General features: G+C 63.6%; 20 protein-coding genes. 10 read left to right on the forward strand and 10 right to left on the reverse strand.

Annotated features, from left to right (window positions below; all coding sequences use genetic code 11):
* Window positions 1-342: 342 nt before the first annotated feature.
* A complete protein-coding gene (locus DNK10_RS05800) occupies window positions 343-840 on the reverse strand; it encodes a CinA family protein (protein ID WP_131190902.1) in 498 nt (165 codons plus the stop codon).
* A 156-nt stretch (window positions 841-996) separates the two neighbouring features.
* Between DNK10_RS05800 and DNK10_RS05805 the strand changes: the two genes are divergently transcribed.
* Together DNK10_RS05805 and DNK10_RS05810 are read left to right on the forward strand one after the other, a co-directional pair.
* Window positions 997-1,797, forward strand: a complete 801-nt coding sequence (locus tag DNK10_RS05805; RefSeq protein ID WP_131178571.1) for a glucose 1-dehydrogenase — start codon at window positions 997-999, stop codon at window positions 1,795-1,797.
* Window positions 1,790-3,601: a glycoside hydrolase family 15 protein gene (locus DNK10_RS05810; RefSeq protein ID WP_131190903.1), complete on the forward strand. Its 1,812-nt coding sequence runs from the start codon at window positions 1,790-1,792 to the stop codon at window positions 3,599-3,601. The genes DNK10_RS05805 and DNK10_RS05810 overlap by 8 nt, the downstream gene beginning before the upstream one ends.
* Window positions 3,602-3,605: 4 nt before the next feature.
* Here the strand turns inward: DNK10_RS05810 and DNK10_RS05815 are convergent, their stop codons facing one another.
* Both DNK10_RS05815 and DNK10_RS05820 read right to left on the reverse strand, forming a co-directional pair.
* Window positions 3,606-3,950, reverse strand: coding sequence for a hypothetical protein (locus tag DNK10_RS05815; protein WP_131190904.1), 345 nt, complete (start codon window positions 3,948-3,950; stop codon window positions 3,606-3,608).
* Between the two features lie 259 nt (window positions 3,951-4,209).
* Window positions 4,210-5,064, reverse strand: a complete 855-nt coding sequence (locus DNK10_RS05820; RefSeq protein ID WP_131190905.1) for a DMT family transporter — start codon at window positions 5,062-5,064, stop codon at window positions 4,210-4,212.
* Between the two features lie 101 nt (window positions 5,065-5,165).
* Here DNK10_RS05820 and DNK10_RS05825 point away from each other — a divergent pair, with 101 nt between their 5' ends.
* Together DNK10_RS05825 and DNK10_RS05830 are read left to right on the forward strand one after the other, a co-directional pair.
* Window positions 5,166-6,032, forward strand: a complete 867-nt coding sequence (locus DNK10_RS05825; RefSeq protein ID WP_131190906.1) for a LysR family transcriptional regulator — start codon at window positions 5,166-5,168, stop codon at window positions 6,030-6,032.
* Between the two features lie 48 nt (window positions 6,033-6,080).
* The gene (locus DNK10_RS05830; RefSeq protein ID WP_131190907.1) at window positions 6,081-7,136 is read left to right on the forward strand and encodes an NAD(P)H-dependent flavin oxidoreductase; all 1,056 of its coding nucleotides are present in this window, start codon (window positions 6,081-6,083) and stop codon (window positions 7,134-7,136) included.
* A gap of 18 nt (window positions 7,137-7,154) precedes the next feature.
* Here DNK10_RS05830 and DNK10_RS05835 read toward each other — a convergent pair whose 3' ends face one another.
* From DNK10_RS05835 to DNK10_RS05865, 7 genes are all read right to left on the reverse strand, one after another.
* Complete coding sequence (locus DNK10_RS05835; protein WP_131190908.1) at window positions 7,155-7,520, reverse strand: VOC family protein; 366 nt, start codon at window positions 7,518-7,520, stop codon at window positions 7,155-7,157.
* 46 nt (window positions 7,521-7,566) lie between these two features.
* Window positions 7,567-7,923, reverse strand: coding sequence for a DUF5064 family protein (locus DNK10_RS05840; RefSeq protein WP_131190909.1), 357 nt, complete (start codon window positions 7,921-7,923; stop codon window positions 7,567-7,569).
* Window positions 7,924-7,959: 36 nt separating this feature from the next.
* Window positions 7,960-8,889, reverse strand: coding sequence for a carbamate kinase (gene arcC / locus DNK10_RS05845; protein WP_131190910.1), 930 nt, complete (start codon window positions 8,887-8,889; stop codon window positions 7,960-7,962).
* 200 nt (window positions 8,890-9,089) lie between these two features.
* A complete protein-coding gene (locus DNK10_RS05850; RefSeq protein WP_131173960.1) occupies window positions 9,090-10,100 on the reverse strand; it encodes an ornithine carbamoyltransferase in 1,011 nt (336 codons plus the stop codon).
* Between the two features lie 45 nt (window positions 10,101-10,145).
* Entirely contained in the window at window positions 10,146-11,396 is a 1,251-nt protein-coding gene (arcA, locus tag DNK10_RS05855) for an arginine deiminase (protein WP_131190911.1), read from the reverse strand.
* A 13-nt stretch (window positions 11,397-11,409) separates the two neighbouring features.
* Window positions 11,410-12,837 carry an arginine-ornithine antiporter gene (arcD, locus tag DNK10_RS05860; protein ID WP_131190912.1) on the reverse strand — a complete coding sequence of 476 codons (1,428 nt, stop codon included), beginning with the start codon at window positions 12,835-12,837 and terminating at the stop codon, window positions 11,410-11,412.
* A 170-nt stretch (window positions 12,838-13,007) separates the two neighbouring features.
* Entirely contained in the window at window positions 13,008-13,277 is a 270-nt protein-coding gene (locus DNK10_RS05865; protein ID WP_131178558.1) for a hypothetical protein, read from the reverse strand.
* Between the two features lie 488 nt (window positions 13,278-13,765).
* Here DNK10_RS05865 and DNK10_RS05870 point away from each other — a divergent pair, with 488 nt between their 5' ends.
* From DNK10_RS05870 to DNK10_RS05895, 6 genes are all read left to right on the forward strand, one after another.
* Window positions 13,766-14,989, forward strand: coding sequence for an aspartate aminotransferase family protein (locus DNK10_RS05870; protein WP_131190913.1), 1,224 nt, complete (start codon window positions 13,766-13,768; stop codon window positions 14,987-14,989).
* A 130-nt stretch (window positions 14,990-15,119) separates the two neighbouring features.
* Window positions 15,120-16,136, forward strand: a complete 1,017-nt coding sequence (aruF, locus tag DNK10_RS05875; protein ID WP_131190914.1) for an arginine/ornithine succinyltransferase subunit alpha — start codon at window positions 15,120-15,122, stop codon at window positions 16,134-16,136.
* A 52-nt stretch (window positions 16,137-16,188) separates the two neighbouring features.
* Complete coding sequence (gene astA / locus DNK10_RS05880; protein WP_131178555.1) at window positions 16,189-17,205, forward strand: arginine N-succinyltransferase; 1,017 nt, start codon at window positions 16,189-16,191, stop codon at window positions 17,203-17,205.
* Window positions 17,206-17,345: 140 nt separating this feature from the next.
* Window positions 17,346-18,809 (forward strand): succinylglutamate-semialdehyde dehydrogenase, encoded by a 1,464-nt coding sequence (astD, locus tag DNK10_RS05885; RefSeq protein WP_131190915.1) that lies wholly within the window; start codon window positions 17,346-17,348, stop codon window positions 18,807-18,809.
* On the forward strand, window positions 18,806-20,167 hold the full coding sequence (astB, locus tag DNK10_RS05890) for an N-succinylarginine dihydrolase (protein WP_131190916.1): 1,362 nt from the start codon (window positions 18,806-18,808) through the stop codon (window positions 20,165-20,167). Before astD ends, astB begins: the two co-directional genes overlap by 4 nt.
* Window positions 20,168-20,209: 42 nt before the next feature.
* The gene (locus DNK10_RS05895) at window positions 20,210-20,494 is read left to right on the forward strand and encodes a topoisomerase II (RefSeq protein ID WP_131190917.1); all 285 of its coding nucleotides are present in this window, start codon (window positions 20,210-20,212) and stop codon (window positions 20,492-20,494) included.
* Window positions 20,495-20,502: the final 8 nt, after the last annotated feature.

A 20,502-nucleotide genomic window follows, 5' to 3' on the forward strand; every position in this document is an offset into this window, starting at 1 on the left:
TCAACGCGAGCCGCGTTGCCGCGAGAAATCTCGCAAGGCCGGGCGGCGATCCGCTAGGCGGAGGACGCCGGTAATGGACTAGCCGTCCGCGTTTTCCCTTGCCAAGTCCTCCAACAACGCATGGCGAGATTTCCCGCGCAACCTAGGCGGCCCCACCCGAAGGGCCGGGCCCGTTTTACCGCGATGCTGCGTTTCTCGCCGGCTCATTTAGCCAGCTAAACTTCGCGGCTGTGTGACCCACATGGATGTGGGAAATGCCGCAAGCCCGCTGGGAGCGGGCGCGGCCCTTGCCTCGCGGCAAAACGGGCTCCGGCGCGGCCGTGCGTGAAACGGCAACAGACCCTAGATTTCAGCCAATAGCTGCGCGTGCCAGTGCGGCAGGCGCAGCAGGGCGAATCTGGCTGCGTCATCGAGAACCTGCGAGCGATCGCCGGTGAAGTGCTCGGTGCTGGAGAACAGGCGAACGGCGCCAGCCTGGGTGCGGAACGCCCAGGCGAAGCACAGCGTGCCTGGCGCAATCTCACCTTGTGCGTCCGGCCCGGCCACGCCAGTGGTGGCGACCGCTACGTTGGCCGGGCTGCCGTTCAGCGCGCCGCTGGCCATTTCCCGAGTGACTTCTTCACTGGTGAGGTTGAAGTTGTCCAGGGTCTCCTGGCTGACCTCGAGCAGACGCTTTTTGGCCGCGGGCGAGTAGACCACCAGGCCGCTGTCCAGGCATTCGCCGCTGCCAGGATGCTTGGCGAGCAGCGCCACGATCATGCCGGCCGTGCAGGATTCCGCCGTGGTCAGGTACAGCTTGTGCTGTTTCAGATAGTCGAGCAGCGTTTCGATGTCGTGCATGGTGGTTTCCTGTGATTCACCTATCCTGAATATGGATTTGTGCCTGGGCGGGTAGGTGCTGTCATTCGGATCGACGGTGCTGGGTCTTTTTCCTGAACTCTGCCGCTTGCCGGTCAGTCAGGTGTTACAGGTAAACAGCCCCTAGAGGGGAAACCCGTGCTTATTTCTCTGCATGAACAGGTCGCATTGGTCACCGGTGCCAGTTCGGGGATCGGTGCGGCGTCGGCGAAGGCGCTGGCTCAAGCCGGGGCTGCAGTGGTGCTGAATTATCGATCCGGGCGCGAGGCGGCCGAACAGCTGGCAGAGGAGATTCGCCGCGGTGGCGGGCAGGCAGTTGCCGTTGCTGCCGATGTGGCCAGCGAGGAGGAGGTCGAGGCGCTGTTCGCCGAGACGGTCGCCGCTTTCGGGCGGCTGGACATCCTGCTGGCCAATTCGGGCGTGCAGCGAGATGCGCCGACGGTGGACATGAGCCTGGAACAATGGAACCAGGTGCTGCAGGTCAATCTCACTGGCCAGTTTCTCTGCGTGCGCGCCGCGCTGCGTCAGTTTCGCCAACAGGAAATTCGCGAGAACGTGTCGCGAGCAGTCGGCAAGATCATCCAGATGAGCTCGGTGCACCAGTTGATCCCCTGGGCCGGGCGCGCCAACTATGCTGCGTCCAAGGGCGGCCTCGATCTGTTGATGCGCAGCGTGGCTCAGGAGGTTGGCGAGCAGCGCATCCGCGTCAATGCCATCGCGCCGGGGGCGATCCGTACTGCGATCAACCGCGAGGCTACCGAAGGCGAGGCCGCCCGGTCGCTGCTCGAACTGATTCCCTATGGCCGCCTTGGTGATGTCGAAGACGTCGCCAATGCGGTGGTCTGGCTGGCCTCCGATGCCGCCGATTACGTCCATGGCACGACCCTGTTCATCGACGGCGGTATGAGCCTCTATCCGGAGTTTCGTGACAATGGCTGAGATTCAGGGGAAGCAGATGCCCATCGAAGCGCACGGCATCATCGGCGATATGCGCAGTGCGGCTCTGGTCGCCGACAGTGGCTGCGTGGACTTTTTCTGCTGGCCCGATTTCGACAGCCCATCGATCTTTACCGCCTTGCTCGACAGCCCCGCAGCCGGGGTTTTCCAGCTAGCGCCGGATCTGCCAGGGGCGCGCCGTCGACAACTCTACCTACCGGATACCAACGTGCTGCAGACACGCTGGCTGGACGAGAACGCGGTAGTGGAGAGCACCGATCTGATGCCGATCAATGCCGACGTGGATGACCATCCGCGTTTGATCCGTCGCATCCAGGTGGTCTCCGGCAGTGCGCGAATCCGCATGCGTTGCCGTGTTCGCCATGATTACAGTCGCGCCGACACCGTGGCGCAGATGGATGGCCGCGATGTGGTGTTTCATGCGCCTGGCCAGCCGAGCCTGCGCTTGTCCTCCAGCCAGCCGCTGACGGTCGATCAGCACTGCGGTGTCGCCGAGTTCGAGCTGCAGGAAGGCGAGCACGCCGAATTCGTGCTCGGTGCCCTGGACGATCCGCTGGTCGCCGCAGGTACCTGCGAACACTGTCTGCAGCAAACCCTGATCTACTGGCGGCGCTGGATCAAACAGTCCAACTACCGGGGGCGCTGGCGCGAGATGGTGCATCGTTCGGCGCTGGCGCTCAAGCTGCTGACCTCGCGCAAGCATGGCGGCATTCTCGCGGCCGCGACCTACGGCCTGCCGGAAGCGGCAGGGGGTGAACGCAACTGGGATTACCGTTACACCTGGATTCGCGACGCCTCGTTTACCGTCTACGCGTTCATGCGCCTGGGATTCACCGAGGAGGCCAATGCCTTCATGCGCTGGGTTCGCGAACGGGTCGACGATTGCTCGGAAACGCCTGCCCATCTGCGCATTCTCTACAGCCTTCGCGGCCAGCATGAATTGCCGGAAAAATCTCTGGATCATCTCGCCGGCCACGGCGGCGCGCGGCCGGTACGGATTGGCAACGAGGCCCATGAGCAGATCCAATTGGATATCTTTGGCGAGTTGCTGGATGCGGTCTATCTCGCCAACAAATACGGCGAGGCGATTTCCCACGACGGCTGGCGGCATGTGGTGGGCATCGTCGATCGGGTCTGCGTCAGTTGGCAGCAGAAGGATGTCGGTATCTGGGAAATTCGTGGCGAGGAACAGCATTTCCTGCATTCACGACTGATGTGCTGGGTTGCGCTGGATCGAGCCATTCGCCTGGCCCAGAAACGTTCGCTACCGGCACCCTTCGCCCGTTGGAACGAACAGCGCCAGGCGATCCATGACGACATCTGGAGTAATTTCTGGGATGAGGACTGCGGCCATTTCATCCAGCGCATCGGTTGTCAGGACGTCGACGGCTCGATGTTGCTGATGCCATTGATGCGTTTTGTCGCCGCCACCGACCCGCGCTGGCTGGCCACGCTCGAAGCCATCGAGCATCAACTGGTACGCGACGGCATGGTCTACCGCTACCACACCGATGATGGCCTGAAAGGCGAGGAGGGTTCCTTCGTCGCCTGTTCGTTCTGGTACGTGGAATGCCTGGCGCGTGCCGGGCGAACCGAGCAGGCACTCCTGGAGTTCGAGCAGTTGTTGCGCTATGCCAACCCGGTAGGGCTGTATGCCGAGGAGCTCGACCGGCGTGCCCATCACATGGGCAATACACCCCAGGCATTGAGTCATCTGGCGCTGATCAGTGCTGCCAGTTTTCTCGATCATAAACTCAGCGGCGAACGCACCACATGGCAGCCCTGATGAATCACCGCTGCTCGGGCGGGGCGGTCATACCCGCTCCTTGCTTGACGCAAGATTTGCGCACGGGCAGTACATCGATGATCTCGATGCCGAGTTGCTGGATCAGTTGCCTGACTGAGCCGGTGGCGTCGAGACCTTCCTGATGGCCTGCAGACAGTTCTGCGTTGAGAACGGTGAATTCCACCGCCTTCATATTGGGGATGAAGCGGGTAGTAAGGGTCTGGAATCGCTTTTCGCCATCACGCGAATAGATGATCAAACAGTCCATGGTCGCAATGCCCTGAAGTCCATTAGTGATGCAGTGCTGGCTATGTGGTTGCGCCCAGAGAGCAGGGCGGGCACCGCTCATGGCCGGCGTCTCGATGATTCTGCACTCAGGCTGGGTACCATTTCGCTGCGCGTGGCAGGGAATGTTTTTCCGCGCGGAGGATACGACGCGGTACGGGTCTTGTGCCCGATGCCTGAGCATAGGCGATAAAGCCGCTTGGCGAAAGCTACCGCAGCAATTACGACAACTGCGTGAATCCCGCCTCGGAAGCGATCAAAGGTATGGCTGCTGGCCTTGCTGTGACTGGGTTTTCTGCCTCTGCGTGTACGTGTGTGGGGGGTCAGCTTTTGCTCTTCAGCCCGGCCCAGGCGACCGCCCCGAGAATGAGCAGGCCACCGAGCAGCATGCCGGCAGTCGGCACCGAGCCGAAGATCAGCCAGGCCCCGGCGATGGCGTAGATCGGTTCCATCGCGATTACCACCGCGGCGGTGTGGGTGCGCACATGGCGCAACGAGGCGATGAACAGGCTGTAGGCCAGCGCTGTGCAGAGCACGCCCAGCGCAGCCAGTTGCCACCAGTCGCGGGCGCTGACCGTGGGAAGCTCCGGCAGGCACCAGGGCAGCAGCACCAGACTGATGGCCAGGCATTGCCACCAGCACGACGGCAGCCCATCGACCTTGCTGGCAAAGTGTTTGTTGGCGACGGCTATCGCTGCATAGCTGGCCCCGGACAGAACGCCCCAGAGCAGGCCTTCCGTAGCGCCGTCACGCAAGTCGAAGGAGGGCGTAACCAGAATCAGCCCGACTGAGACCAGTAACAGAATCAAACTGTCAGTACGACCCAGGTGCTGGCCGAATACCAGTCGCTCGATCAGCGCAGTGAAAGCGGGAAACGAGGCGAAGCCCAGGGTGGCTACGGCCACGCCGCCGGTCTGTACCGCCAGGAAAAACACAATCCAGTGCCCGCCCAGCGCCACGCCGGTAGTCAGCAGCTTGGCCACGGTGCCACCGCTAACGCCGCGCCAGGGGCGCATATTCAGACACACGCAGATCACACTCAAGGCCAGCAGGGCGAATGCCGCCCGGCCGAGTACGATCATGCTCGCACTGACGTTCAGCGACTGGCCGAACAGGGCGGAGACGCCGACCAGCAGGGCGGCTGAATGCAACTGAAAATGGGCGGTGCGACGGCTCATGGGGGATCTGCCTGACGAGATGCGCACAGGGTGCCAAGTACAGGTGATCCCGTAAAACGGATTATAGTGCGGGCTGTTATTCGAAAATCGAATGGTGAGTCATGGCCAGGCAGGATTTGCAGATCGATTGGTTACAGGCATTCGTCGCGGTAGTCGACAGTGGTTCCCTGACCGCGGCGGCCGTGGGGCTGGCGCGCTCGCAATCGGCGGTGAGCATGCAGATCAAGAAGCTCGAGGCCGCGGTGGATCGCCCGTTGCTGCTGCGCGGGCCGCGGCACCTGAGTCTGACGCCGGCAGGCGAGGAGCTGTTGGGATATGCCCGCAAGCTGCTCAGGGTGCACAGCGAAGCGCTGCTGGCGCTGGGCGGCGTGCGGCTGGAGGGCAAGGTTTCCCTGGGTATTCCGGATGACTACGCCCTGGGTTATCTGACGCCCCTGCTCAACGATTTTGCCAGCGGGCAGCCGGCGGTAGAGGTGAGCCTGGTGTGCGAGCCATCCACGCAACTGATCCCCAAGGTGGAAAGCGGCGAGCTGGATGTCGCCATCGTCACCCGTGACAAGCCGCTGCGTGGCGAGCTGCTGTTTCGCGAGGAACTGGTGTGGGTTGGCAATGCCCGCCAGGAAACCTGGCGGCAGACACCGTTGCCGATTGCCGTATACGAACTGGGCAGCCAGGCGCGCAGCCGCGTTCTCAAAAGTCTGGAGGCACTGGGCCGCGATTACCGGGTGGTCTACAACAGCCCCAGTGTCGCCGGGCAACTGGCGGTGGCCGAAAGCGGCGCAGCGCTCGGCGTACTGACTCGCTGTTGCGTGCCGGCCAGCTTGCAGATTCTGGGTGCGTCCCAGGGGCTGCCGGGCCTGCCGATGCTCGATGTGGTGGTGATCCGCACTCGTGCGCCTGCGCTACCGGCGCTGGTCGACGCTCTGCATGACCAGGTGCTGCAGACCCTGCGTCGGGATTTCGAGTGAAGTGGGCTATAGTCCGAACCCCTTAATGCGGACATCATCGAGGATCGTATGAACTGTACAGCCCTGGGTATCGACTATCCGATCATTCAAGCGCCGATGGCCGGTACGGCCACACCGGCCCTGGCTGCGGCAGTCAGCAATGCCGGCGGTCTGGGCTCGATCTCGATTGCCGCAGTGAAGGCCGAGGTCGGGCGGCAGATGATCGTCGAGACCCGCGCAGGCACGGACAAGCCCTTCAATATCAATGTGTTCTGCCATCGCCCCAGCGTTGCCGATCGTACAGCGGAGCAGGCGTGGCTGGATCACCTGCAGCCTTACTTCGCCGAGTTCGAGGTGCCGGCTCCACAGGTCATCGGCGATATCTACAGCAGCTTCCAGAATGACGACGGTCAGCTCGAGGTGCTGCTCGAGGAGCGCCCGCCGATCGTCAGCTTTCACCTGGGGCTGCCCTCCCAGGATCGTATCGATGCATTGAAAAAAGCAGGCATCACCCTGCTGGCTTCGGCGACCACGCTGGAAGAGGGGCAGTTGCTGGAAGAGGCTGGCATCGACCTGATCGTCGCCCAGGGCATCGAGGCCGGTGGCCATCGCGGTGTATTCGAGCCTCAGCGTGGCGATCAGGGCATTGGCACCCTGGCGCTGGTGCGCGTGCTGGTGCGTCATCTGTCTCGGCCGGTGATCGCTGCCGGCGGCATCATGGACGGCGCTGGTATCGCTGCCGCCATGACCTTGGGCGCTTGTGCTGCGCAATTGGGTACGGCGTTCATTCTCTGTCCCGAATCCGCGGCCAACGAGGCCTATCGACGCATGTTGAGCAGTGAGCGGGCGCGGGTCACTCAGGTGACTACGGTGATCTCGGGGCGTCCGGCACGCGGCATTCTCAACCGCTTCATGGCCGAGGTCGGTGCGCCGGGGCATCCAGTCGTGCCGGGTTTCGGTATCGCCTACGATGCCGGCAAGCAACTCATCGCCGCGGCCGCGAAGGCCGACAACCACGAATTCGCCGCCCACTGGGCAGGGCAGGGCGCGGCGCTGGCGCGTTCGCTGCCGGCCGCCGAGCTGCTGGCGCTGCTGCATCGGGAATACCTGGCGGCAGTGGGCTGACGGGGTCTGGCAGGGTATTCAGTCCGCCGGACGGAAGGCCCGGCTGGAAATGCTGATGCCATTACCGTCCGGATCCTTGGCGTTGGCGAAGGCGTAACCCCGTGCCTGGTGCGTGGGGCCGAATTCCAGGCCCTGGGTCAGTGCCCGCGCCTTGAAGGCATCCAGCTGTTCGACATCGAACACCAGCTTGACCCGCGCCTGGCTGGTGCGCAGGGACTTGGCGGCACGGTGCACGAGCAGCACCAGCCCGCCGCATGGATGGCGCAGTTCGACCAGGCCATCTTCCTCCGCTGCGGCGACGAAGCCGAAATGGCGGCTGTAGAAGGTGCAGGTTCTGCTCACGTCGTTGGCGTACAGCATGACGCGGTTGATCGGTGCGCTCATCTACGGCTCTCTCGGCATTTGCGCGGCAGCGCAGCTTGGGCTGAACCTAGCACAGATGCTCCGGCTTGACCGGTTCGCCTGGCCGGGCATGCAGCTGCTGGCGGATGTCCTCGAACATCAGGTCGTACTGGCGATGCGCGTGCAGCGGATGCACGGCGGCAGTCGGCAGGCCATGGCGCACGGCGATGCGGGTGGCATTGCTGGCGAAGTTGAAGGCGGTGTCGCGGGGCAGTTCGAAGCTGTCTGCGAAGGCCTTGCCGTTTATTTCCCCGGACATGTCGAAATGCACGACCGTCTCGTTGGCGGCGTTCTGGCGCACTTCGTAGCGCAGGCTGATCTCGAAGCCGACCTCACCTGGGAGCAGGGGCGTGTAGTGGATATGCAACTGGCCGGGTTTGAACATGCTGGCGGTTTCCTGTGAGTGTTTCTGGCGCGTCAGTCAGCGATAACTTATGCCGGTCGCCGAGAGGCTGACCCGCGTTCCGGCCTGTCCCGTGACGATCGCTTCGATATCGGCCAGGGCACCGATCACCGCATCCTTGGCGGTATGGCGAGCGAACTCGCAGGCGGCCTGTACCTTCGGGCCCATGGAGCCGGCGGCGAAATCGAGCTGTTGCAGTGCATCGGGGTGGGCGCTGGCAATGGCCCGTTGCGTCGGTTGTTTCCAGTCGACGTAGGCCGCGGCGACATCGGTGGCGATCACCAGCAGGTCGGCCTGGAGTTGTTCGGCCAGCAGGGCCGAGCACAGATCCTTGTCGATCACCGCTTCCACGCCTTCGAGCCTGCCGTTTTCGGCGTAGCGCGTCGGAATACCGCCGCCGCCGGCACAGATCACCACGCTGCCCTTTTCCAGCAGCCACTGCACCGGGCGGATTTCGAAGATCCGCTTCGGCCGGGGGCTGGCCACCACGCGGCGGAAGCCGTCGCCGTCGGCGGCGATGCTCCAGCCCTTCTCGGCGGCCAGGCGCTCGGCCTCGGTCTTGTCATACATCGGGCCGATGGGCTTGCTCGGGTGCCGGAAGGCAGGGTCGTCGATGTCCACTTCCACCTGGGTGAGCAGGGTGGCCAGCGGGGTCTCGAACGGCATCAGGTTGCCCAGCTCCTGTTCGATCAGGTAGCCGATCATGCCTTCGGTCTGGGCGCCGAGCACGTCCAGCGGGTAGGGGCTGACCGGGGTGTAGGCGGCCGCCTGCAGCGACAGCAGGCCGACCTGCGGGCCATTGCCATGGGCCACCACCAGTTCGTTGCCGGGCGCGATGCGGGCGATCTGCCGGCAGGCGAGCTGGATATTGGCGCGCTGGTTTTCCGCGCTCATGGGTTCGCCGCGGCGCAACAGGGCGTTGCCGCCCAGGGCGATGACGATACGCATGGGGATCTCCTGGTTGACTGAGAGGGTGTTTACAAATTACTGCGCTCGGCCATGCTGCGTTGAAATCAGCCTCAAAATGCTCATGTACAGCTCGTACACTGCGCTTTTTCGGCTGATTTCGCCTTGCCTGGCCATCGCTCGCTACTTTTCTAAACACCCTCTGAAGGGCCCTCGCGGCTGAGCCGCGAGGGCAGGGATGGTTACAGGTCGGCCAGGGTCGAGACGAGGATCGCCTTGATGCTGTGCATGCGGTTTTCCGCCTGTTCGAAGGCGATGTTGCAGGGCGACTCGAACACCTCTTCGGTCACCTCGATGCCACCGGCCAGGTGCGGGTATTGCGCGGCGATCTGCTGGCCGACCTTGGTTTCGCAGTTGTGGAACGCCGGCAGGCAGTGCATGAATTTCGCCCGCGGGTTGCCGGTGGCTTTCATCAGTTCGCTGTTGACCTGGTAGGGCAGCAGCTGGGCGATACGTTCGCCCCAGGCCTCTACCGGCTCGCCCATGGACACCCACACGTCGGTGTGCACGAAGTCCACGCCCCGCACCGCTTCCCTCGGCTCTTCGCTGAGGGTGATACGCGCGCCGCTCTGCTCGGCGAAGGCGTGGCAGGCGTCGAGATGCTCCTGGTGCGGCCAGAGGGCCTTGGGCGCGGCGATGCGCACGTCCATGCCGAGCTTGGCGCCGACCAGCAGCAGCGAGTTGCCCATGTTGTTGCGGGCATCGCCCAGGTAGGCGTAGCTGATGTCGTGCAGCGGCTTGTCGCTGTGCTCGAGCATGGTCAGCACGTCGGCGATCATCTGCGTAGGGTGGTACTCATCGGTCAGGCCGTTGAACACCGGCACGCCGGCGTATTTCGCCAGTTCCTCGACGATGTCCTGCCTGAAGCCGCGGTACTCGATGGCGTGGTACATGCGCCCGAGCACCCGGGCGGTGTCCTTCATGCTTTCCTTGTGGCCGATCTGCGAGGAGTTGGGGTCGATGTAGGTGACGTTGGCGCCCTGGTCGTAGGCGGCCACCTCGAAGGCGCAGCGGGTGCGGGTCGAGGTCTTCTCGAAGATCAGCGCGATGTTCTTGCCCTTGAGGTGCTGCTGTTCGGTGCCGGTGTACCTGGCCCGCTTCAGGTCGCGCGACAGGTCGAGCAGAAAGCGCAGTTCGCGCGGCGTGTGGTGCATCAGGCTGAGCAGGTGGCGGTTACGCATATTGAACGACATGGGGTGTTCCTCGTGGCACGGCGGGGGGCTCGTCCCCGCTCGGTCTCAGTAATCGATGGCGTCGCGGATGATCGGGCAGGTCATGCAATGGCCGCCGCCACGTCCGCGGCCCAGTTCGCTGGCGCTGATGGTGATGACTTCGACACCGGCCTTGCGCAACTGGGTGTTGGTGTAGGTGTTGCGGTCGTAGCCGATCACCACGCCGGGCTCCAGGGCCACCACGTTGTTGCCGTCGTCCCATTGCTCGCGTTCGGCGGCGAAGGCGTTGCCGCCGGTTTCCACCACGCGCAGGGCCTTGAGGCCGAGCGCCGCGGCGACGCTGTCGACGAAGCTGGCTTCTTCGCGGCGCACGTCGATGCCGCCGGGCTTGCTCTCGTCGGGGCGCAGGGAGAAGGGCACGATGGCGTTGGCCACCTCGGGGAAGATGGTCACCAGGTCGCGGTCGCAGAAGCTGAACACCGTGTCCAGGTGCATCGCCGAGCGTGAGCGGGGCAGGCCGGCGACGATCACCCGTTCCACCGCCTGCTGCCTGAACAGGTTCTGCGCCAGTTGGCCGATGGCCTGGCGCGACGAGCGTTCGCCCATACCGATCAGCACCACGCCGTTGCCGATCGGCATGACATCGCCGCCTTCCAGGGTGGCGCTGCCGTGATCCACGTCCGGGTCGCCGTACCAGACCTTGAAGTCGGCCCCGGCGAACTGCGGATGGAACCTGTAGATGGCGCTGGCCAGCAGGGTTTCCTGGCGCCGCGCCGGCCAGTACATCGGGTTGAGCGTCACCCCGCCATGGATCCAGCAGGTGGTGTCGCGGGTGAACTGGGTGTTGGGCAGCGGTGGCAGGATGAAGCTGGAATGGCCGAGGAAATCGCGGAACATCTGGATCGTCTGACCGCCGAAGCTGTCCGGCAGGTCGTCGGCGGACACCCCGCCGATCAGGTACTCGGCGATATGCCTGGGCTCCAGGCTGCTCAGCCAGCTCTTGACCTCGTTGAGCAGGCCGAGGCCGACCAGGTTCGCCGTCACCTTGCGTTCGAGAATCCACTCCAGGGCCTCGGGCATGGCGACCACATCGGTCAGCAGGTTGTGCATCTCCAGCACCTCGACGTCGCGTTCGCGCATCTTGGTGACGAAGTCGAAGTGGTCGCGTTTGGCCTGGTTGACCCAGAGCACGTCGTCGAACAGCAGCTCGTCGCAGTTGTTCGGGGTCAGGCGCTGGTGCGCCAGGCCCGGCGAGCAGACCAGCACCTTGCGCAGCTTGCCGGCTTCGGAATGTACGCCGAGTGGGACAGTGGACATGGTGGTTTCTCCTTCAGAGACTCAGGAAACCGCTGTACAGGCCATAACCGGCGAACAGCGCGGCGATGAGCACGGCGGCGAAGATCGGTTTTTCCAGGGTGGTAAACAGGGGTTGGCCGAGTTCACGCTTGGCTTTGGCGAAGAACAGTACGCCCGGGGCGTAGAGCAGAGCGGAGAGCAGCAGGTATTGGATGCCGCCGGCATACAGCAGCCATACCGCGTAGAACAGGGCGATGGCACCGATCGCCAGATCCTTGCGCCGCTCGCCAGCGGCGCCCGCATAGGTTTCGCCGCGCACGGCGAGCAGCACGGCGTAGGCCGCCGACCACAGGTAGGGCACCAGGATCATCGACGTGGCCAGGTAGATCAGCGACAGGTAGGTGCTTTCCGAGAACAGGGTGATGACCAGGAACAGCTGCACCAGGGCATTGGTCAGCCACAGCGCGTTGGCCGGTACGTGGTTGGCGTTCTCCTGGCGCAGGAAGGCCGGCATGGTGTGGTCACGGGCGGCGGCGAAGAGGATTTCCGCGCACAGCAGCACCCAGGACAGCAGTGCGCCGAGCAGGGACACCATCAGGCCGAGGCTGATCAGTACCGCGCCCCAGTGGCCGACCACATGCTCCAGCACCGCTGCCATGGACGGATTCTGCAGCCCGGCCAGTTCCGGTTGGGTCAGAATGCCCAGCGACAGCACATTGACCAGTACCAGCAGAAGCAGCACGGTGACGAAGCCGATCAGGGTGGCCTTGCCCACGTCGCTGCGTTTCTCCGCGCGGGCAGAGAAGATACTGGCGCCTTCGATGCCGATGAACACCCAGACGGTGACCATCATCATGTTGCGTACCTGATCCATGACGCTGCCCAGATCCGGATTGCCCATGCCCCAGATGTCGGCGGTGAAGATCTCCAGTTCGAAGGCGAACACAGCGATGAGGATGAACAGCAGCAGCGGCACGAGCTTGGCCACCGTGGTCACCAGGTTGATGAACGCGGCCTCGCGGATGCCGCGCAGTACCAGGAAATGCACGGCCCAGAGCAGTAGCGAGGCACCGACGATCGCCGCCAGGGTATTGCCTTCGCCGAAGATCGGGAAGAAGTAGCCGAGAGTGCTGAACAGCAGCACGAAGTAGCCGACGTTGCCCAGCCAGGCGCTGATCCAGTAGCCCCAGGCCGAGGAGAAACCCATGTAGTCGCCGAAACCGGCCTTGGCGTAGGCGTACACCCCGCCATCGAGTTCGGGTTTGCGGTTGGCCAGGGTCTGGAACACGAACGCGAGGGTCAGCATGCCCACCGCGGTGATCGCCCAGCCGATGAGAATCGCCCCGGCGCCGGCGCTGGCGGCCATGTTTTGCGGCAGGGAGAAGATCCCCCCGCCGACCATCGAGCCCACGACGAGGGCCACCAGCGCACCGAGTCTGAGTTTTCTGGTGGATTCGGACATAAGGATTCTGCTCCTGCCATGGAAGGGACGCTTCGATGGTAGGAGCGGTGTGCGCGCTCACCCATGACCTGAGTCAGTGAATGACTCGATTGGCCGATATGGGCGGCGAGCGGCAAAGCCGTACTGGGCGTGAGGTGCAGGCCGCGTCGAGCGATCTGGCGGCAGGATAATCAGGCCGTGTGCAATTGGACTTCTTCGACGGCGTCGGCGCGTTGCGGGGCTTCCACGCCGGTCAGTTCGCTGATCAGCGCCCACTGCTGATCCAGTTCCTGGCTCACGGTGCCGAGGCGGATAATCATCTTCGAAGCGGCGGAGCGAACGCCGCTGTCGTCGCTGCGCAGCAGATCGAAGGACAGCGCAGTCATGGCTGCGGTCATATGCGTAATGCTGCGTGAGGTGAGGGTGAGCAGTTCGGTCAGCTGTTGTTCTTTGGCGTTCATCTTGCGCTTCCTTGACTGTGATGAGTCTATGCGTTGCGTTGAGTAAAACTGCAACAAGACCGTCAGATCCTTGACTAAGCCGGCATTTGGATGTTGTTCACGAACGAGCGCCGTGATACCGGCAAAGTGATATTACCGTCACTCCAGGCGCTGGCAATATGTCGTAGGGGTGCGGGTGACAATAATTTTCATATGAGTGTTTCAAACCGCAACACTGCTGATCACCTTTCCTGGCGCTGTACGCACCGCGCCTCTTTGCAGTGGTTGTGCGGATAAATATCTGTCGCCTCGTGCGTCTGGATGGCGGCAACGTTTAAACTGCGCCTCACCGACGCTGCATGCGGCCTTTTTCCGCAAGCGCCGGGAGCCTGGGGGGATGGCGCTGTAAGAAGTTGTCGCATGCCGGCAATGCCGGCCCTTGGGCACCCCCTACAATCTTTCGCATCGCTGGCCTGTTCGGGCTGGCGTGTCTCGTCAGGAGAGTTCCGATGTCCGTTCAGCACGACCCGGTGCAACGCGCCGATTTCGACCAGGTGATGGTGCCCAGCTACGCGCCCGCGGCGTTCGTGCCGGTGCGCGGTGCCGGTTCGCGCGTCTGGGATCAGAGTGGGCGTGAACTGATCGACTTCTCCGGCGGTATTGCCGTCAACGTGCTGGGCCACGCTCATCCGGCGCTGGTGAAGGCGTTGACCGAGCAGGCCAATACCCTGTGGCACGTCTCCAACGTGTTCACCAACGAACCGGCCTTGCGTCTGGCCAAGAAGCTGGTCGAGGCCACCTTTGCCGAGCGGGTATTCCTCTGCAACTCGGGCGCCGAAGCCAACGAGGCGGCATTCAAGCTGGCGCGCCGCGTGGCTCACGACCGCTTTGGCGCTGACAAGTACGAAATTATCGCCGCCACCAATAGCTTCCACGGGCGCACCCTGTTCACCGTCAGCGTGGGCGGCCAGCCGAAGTACTCCGATGGCTTCGGGCCGAAGATCCAGGGCATCACCCATGTGCCTTATAACGATCTCGAGGCGCTCAAGGCGGCGGTCAGTGACAAGACCTGCGCCGTGGTGCTGGAACCCATCCAGGGCGAGGGTGGCGTGCTGCCGGCCGACCTGGCCTACCTGCAAGGCGCCCGCGAGCTGTGTGATCAGCACAATGCCCTGCTGGTTTTCGACGAAGTGCAGAGCGGTCTGGGCCGCAGTGGCCACCTGTTCGCCTACCAGCACTACGGGGTGATCCCGGATGTGCTGTCCAGCGCCAAGAGCCTGGGCGGTGGCTTCCCGATCGCGGCCATGCTCACCACCGAAGCGTTGGCCAGCCATCTGGCAGTCGGCACCCATGGCACCACCTACGGCGGCAATCCGCTGGGTTGCGCGGTGGCCGAAGCGGTGCTCGACGTCATCAACACGCCCGAAGTGCTGAACGGCGTGAAAGCCAAGCATGAACGCTTCAAGGCGCGTCTGGAGCAGATTGGCGAGCAGTATGGCGTGTTCTCCGGCGTGCGTGGCATGGGCCTGCTGATCGGTGCGGTGTTGTCCGACGCCTGGAAGGGCAAGGCGCGCGCCTTCTTCGACGCCGCTGCCGACGAAAACCTGATGATTCTTCAGGCCGGCCCGGACGTGGTGCGGTTTGCGCCGAGCCTGGTGGTCGAAGACGCCGATATCGACGAAGGCCTGGCACGTTTCGAGCGCGCGGTGGCCAAGTTGGCTGCCGCCGCCTGATCTGCCTTGCTGGCGGCCCGAGTGCCGCCAGTGCTCATAGTTGTTCGACCGGATGCTCCGGTCGGCTCCATGGATGATGTTTCTCGCTGCCGGGACTGCCGTGCCCGAGCTCTGCTGAAGGAGTGACACCATGCTGGTGATGCGCCCTGCGCGAATGACCGACCTCGCTGAAGTGCAGCGCCTGGCCGCTGACAGCCCGGTAGGGGTTACGTCGCTTCCGGACAACGCCGAGCGTCTGCGCGACAAGATCGCCGCCTCGGAGGCCTCGTTCGCGGCTGAAGTGAGCTTCAATGGCGAGGAGCGCTACTTCTTCGTACTCGAGGACAGCGAGTCCGCTCGTCTGGTCGGCTGCTCGGGCATCGTGGCCTCGGCCGGCTATTCCGAGCCGTTCTACAGCTTTCGTAACGAGACCTTCGTTCACAACTCCCGTGAGCTGAAGATCCACAACAAGATCCACGTGCTCTCGCTGTGCCATGACCTGACCGGCAACAGCCTGCTGACCAGCTTCTACATGGAGCGCTCGCTGGTGGACAGCGTCTGCTCCGAGCTCAACTCCCGTGCCCGTCTGCTCTTCGCCGCCTGTCACCCGGAGCGTTTCGCCGACGCCATGGTGGTAGAGATCGTCGGTGAGAGCGACGAGGCCGGCGAGTCACCCTTCTGGGACGCGGTGGGGCGGCATTTTTTCGGCATGAGCTATGCCGAGGCCGAGCGCCTGTGCGGCTTGCGTAGCCGCGCCTATCTCGCCGAGCTGATGCCCCATTATCCGATCTACGTGCCGCTGCTACCGGATTCGGCGCAGGAGTCCATGGGCCTGGTACATCCGCGGGCGCAGGTTTCCTTCGACATTCTCATGCGCGATGGCTTCGAAACCGACCACTACATCGACATCTTCGATGGTGGCCCGACCCTGCACGCGCGTACCTCGGGCATTCGTTCCATCGCCCAGAGCGTACTGGCGCCGGTGGTGCTCAGCGAAGCGGGCGAGAGTGGGCAAGCGTATCTGGTCAGCAACGAGCAACTGCAGGGTTTTCGTGCGGTGATCGCCGAGCTGAACTGGGCGCCAGGCCAACCCGCAGTGCTCGATCCTCTTACCGCGCAAACCCTTGGCGTCAGCGACGGCGGCCAGGTAAGGCTGGTGGCGGTATGAGCTCGCCAGTGATGAATGCCACGCGTCTGGCTCGCAGTTTTCCGGAGGCATCATGATCGTTCGCTCCGTACGTGCCGGCGATCTGCCGGCGCTGATTGACCTGGCGCGCAGCACCGGCACCGGCCTGACCACCTTGCCGGCCAACGAGGCACGCCTGGCCTACCGGGTCGGCCGTGCCGAGAAGACTTTTCGTGGCGAGGCCGAGCGTGGCGATTGCGACTACATGTTCGTGCTCGAGGATGACGACGGCCGCGTGCTGGGCATCTCCGCCATTGCCGGCGGGGTGGGCTTGCGCGAGTCCTGGTACAACTACCGGGTCGGCCTGACGGTCTGCGCGTCCCAGGAACTGAATATCCACCGTCAGGTACCGACGCTGTTTCTGGCCAATGACCTGACCGGCCATTCCGAGTTGTGTTCGCTGTTCCTGCATGCCGATCACCGCACTGGGCTGAACGGGCGCCTGTTGTCCAAGGCGCGTTTCCTGTTCATCGCCGAGTTCCGTGAGCAGTTCGGCGACAAGATCATCGCCGAGATGCGCGGTGTCTCCGACGAAGAAGGGCGATCGCCGTTCTGGGAATGCCTGGGGCGGCACTTCTTCCGCATGGAGTTCTCCCAGGCCGACTACCTCACCGGTGTCGGCAACAAGGCCTTTATCGCCGAGCTGATGCCCAAGTTCCCGCTGTATACCTGCTTCCTTTCCGAGGCGGCGCGGGAGGTGATCGCTCGCGTACACCCGGACACCGAGCCGGCGCTGGCGATGCTCAAGTCAGAAGGTTTCAGTTACCAGGGGTACGTCGACATCTTCGATGCCGGCCCTGCTATCGAAGCGGAAACCGCCAAGATCCGTGCGATTCGCGACAGCCAGTTGCTGGTCTTGGCCATCGGCACGCCAGGGGATGATGCGCCGGTGTATCTGGTGCATAACCGCAAGCGCGAGGATTGCCGCATCACCGCGGCGCGGGCGCGCATGGCTGCGGGCACCCTGGTGGTCGATCCACTCACTGCCAGGCGCTTGCGCCTGAACGTGGGCGATCAGGTGCGTGCCGTGGCGTTGGCCGCACAAGCCTGAGCCACTGTTTTCGATGTGATCAGGGGGCGACGTGCCGTCTGCCCCGACCGGTGATGTCGCCATAGAGCGGCAGCCGTTATAGGTACAAGGTCGTCGCCTGGCGGTGGCCTGTCGAACCGTGAAGCCTGGAGTGATAGACCATGAGCACGCATTACATTGCAGGTCTCTGGCAGATAGGACAGGGCAATACTCTGGAGTCCCTCGATCCGGTCAGCCAGCAGGTGCTCTGGGTTGGCCGTGAAGCTGATGCCGAGCAGGTCGAAGCCGCCGTGCAGGGGGCTCGCAATGCATTTCCTGCATGGGCCGCCGTGCCGTTGAGCGAGCGAATCACGCTGCTCGAGCGCTTCGCCGCAGTACTCAAGACCAGGCAGGATGACCTTGCGCAAACCATTGGTGAAGAGACCGGCAAGCCCTTGTGGGAGGCCGCCACCGAAGTCGCCAGCATGATCGCCAAGGTGGCGATCTCGATTCAGAGCCATGCCGAGCGCACGGGGCACAGGCAAGGCGTGCAAGGCGATGCCAACACGGTGTTGCGCCACAAGCCCCATGGCGTGGTCGCTGTGTTCGGCCCGTACAATTTTCCGGGGCATCTACCCAATGGGCATATCGTCCCGGCGCTGCTCGCGGGTAATACCGTGGTGTTCAAGCCCAGTGAGCACACGCCGAAAGTGGCCGAGCTGACGCTCAAGTGCTGGATCGAGGCCGGATTGCCGGCAGGTGTGCTGAACCTGGTGCAAGGTGCGCGTGATACCGGTATCGCGCTGGCGGCGCATCCTGGCATCGACGGTCTGTTCTTCACCGGTTCCAGCCGCACGGGCAATCTCTTGCACGCCCAGTTCGGCGGTCACCCGGAGACCATCCTCGCCCTGGAAATGGGGGGTAATAACCCGCTGATCGTCGACCAGGTCGCCGATATCGACGCGGCCGTGTATTGCATCATTCAGTCCGCCTTCATCTCAGCCGGGCAGCGTTGCACCTGCGCGCGACGCTTGCTGGTGCCGGAAGGCGCCTGGGGCGATGCCTTGCTGGCGCGGCTGGTCAGCGTGGCGGCGAGTATCAAGGTCGGTGCCTTCAACGCCCTGCCGGCGCCGTTCATGGGCGCGGTGATTTCCCTGGACGCCGCCCAGCATCTGCTCAAGACCCAGACGCGGCTGGTCGACAAGGGCGCGCGGCCGCTACTGGACATGAGTCAACCGCTTGAAGGCGCGGCGTTGCTGACGCCAGGAATCATCGATGTGACGGCCGTGCAGCCGCGCGCCGACGAGGAGGTCTTCGGGCCACTGCTGCAGGTGATTCGCTATGGCGATTTCGACTCGGCAATCGAGGAGGCCAATGCCACCCGTTTTGGCCTCGCTGCCGGCCTGCTCTCCGATTCCCGTGAGCACTATGAGCAGTTCTGGCTGCGCAGCCGCGCTGGCATCGTCAATTGGAACAAACCGCTGACCGGCGCCTCCAGTAGTGCACCTTTCGGCGGCGTCGGTGCCTCTGGCAATCACCGCCCCAGCGCCTATTACGCGGCGGATTACTGCGCGTATCCGGTTGCCTCGCTGGAAAGTGAGCAGCTCGTTTTGCCGGGCAGCCTGGCGCCGGGAGTCAGTCTATGAGTTTTCCAGTCGCTGCGGCCTGTGAGCTGAATATCGACGGCCTGGTTGGCCCAACGCACAACTATGGTGGCTTGTCCTACGGCAACGTCGCCTCGCAGAGCAATAGCCAGGTAGCCTCCAACCCTCGTGAGGCTGCCCGCCAGGGGCTGGCGAAAATGAAGGCGCTGATGGATATGGGCTTTGCCCAGGCGGTGCTGGCACCTCAGGAACGGCCCGACGTGCAGGCGCTACGGGGCTGCGGCTTCAATGGCAGCGATGCCCAGGTGATCGAGAAGGTTGCACGTGAGGCCATGCCACTGCTGGTCGCCAGCTGTTCGGCGTCGAGCATGTGGACGGCCAATGCTGCCACTGTCAGCCCCAGCGCTGACACGGCCGATGGTCGTGTGCATTTCACCGCGGCCAATCTCAACTGCAAGTTTCACCGTTCCATCGAGCACCCGACCACCAGCCGCGTGCTGGCGGCCATGTTCGCTGACGAGCGCTATTTCGCTCACCACGCGGCCTTGCCGGCGGTCAGCCAGTTCGGCGACGAAGGCGCGGCCAACCACACCCGTTTGTGCCGTGACTATAGCGAGCCGGGCGTGGAGTTCTTCGTTTTCGGCCGCAGCGCCTTCGATCTGCGCCTGCCCGCGCCGCAACGCTATCCCGCGCGGCAGACCCTGGAAGCGTCCCAATCCGTGGCTCGTCTGCACGGTCTCAGCGATAGCGCGGTGGTCTACGCCCAGCAGAACCCCGCCGTGGTCGATCAGGGCGTGTTCCACAATGATGTGATCGCAGTGGGCAACGGCCAGGTGCTGTTCCACCACGAAGATGCCTTTCTCGACAGCGCACGGGTCATCGGTGAACTCGGTGACAAGTTGGCGCGTCTCGGCGGCCGCCTGCAGCCGGTGTGCGTGCCGCGACACGCATTGGGTGTCGAGGACGCGGTGCGTTCCTATCTGTTCAACAGCCAGCTGTTGACCCGCGCCGACGGGCGTATGCTGCTGGTGGTGCCGGAAGAGTGCCGGAGCAATCAGCGAGTCTGGGCCTACCTGCAAACATTGCTGGGCACCGATGGGCCGATTGCCGAAGTACGTGCCTTCGACCTGAAGCAGAGCATGCAGAATGGTGGCGGCCCGGCGTGTTTACGCTTGCGGGTGGCATTGAAGACGGAGGAACTGGCGGCCATGAATTCGGGTGTGATGCTGACGCCCGCTCTGTATGAGCGGCTGCTGCAGTGGGTCGATCAGCATTATCGTGATCGCCTGAGCGAAAGCGATCTGGCCGATCCGCAACTGCTGAACGAATGCCGTACCGCACTGGACGAGTTGACCCGGATCCTTGAACTGGGCGCTGTATATCCCTTTCAATTGAATTGAATCGGCTCCTACCATGAGCCGGTGTTGACCTTTGGAGTACCTATGAGCGACGCCCTGCAACTGATCCTCGAAGATAGCGACGGCACCCAACTGGAAACCTCGTGTACCCGTTTTGCCGTGCTCTGGCAGGGCAAGGAAGTGTGGATCCAGCAGGTCGGCAGCGGCCAGTTGATGATCGGCGTCGATGTGGCCGAGGGTGACACTGAATACGCCAACCTGCTGCTGCGCCCGCTGGCCACCAACCTGGTCAGCCTGGAGCTGGAAATGGAGCCGGCCGATGACGGAGCCGACGATGACCATGTCCATGGCCCGGACTGCAATCACTGAGGAACGCC

Origin of the sequence: Phytopseudomonas daroniae (assembly GCF_004327275.1) — a bacterium.
Classification (GTDB): domain Bacteria; phylum Pseudomonadota; class Gammaproteobacteria; order Pseudomonadales; family Pseudomonadaceae; genus Aquipseudomonas; species Aquipseudomonas daroniae.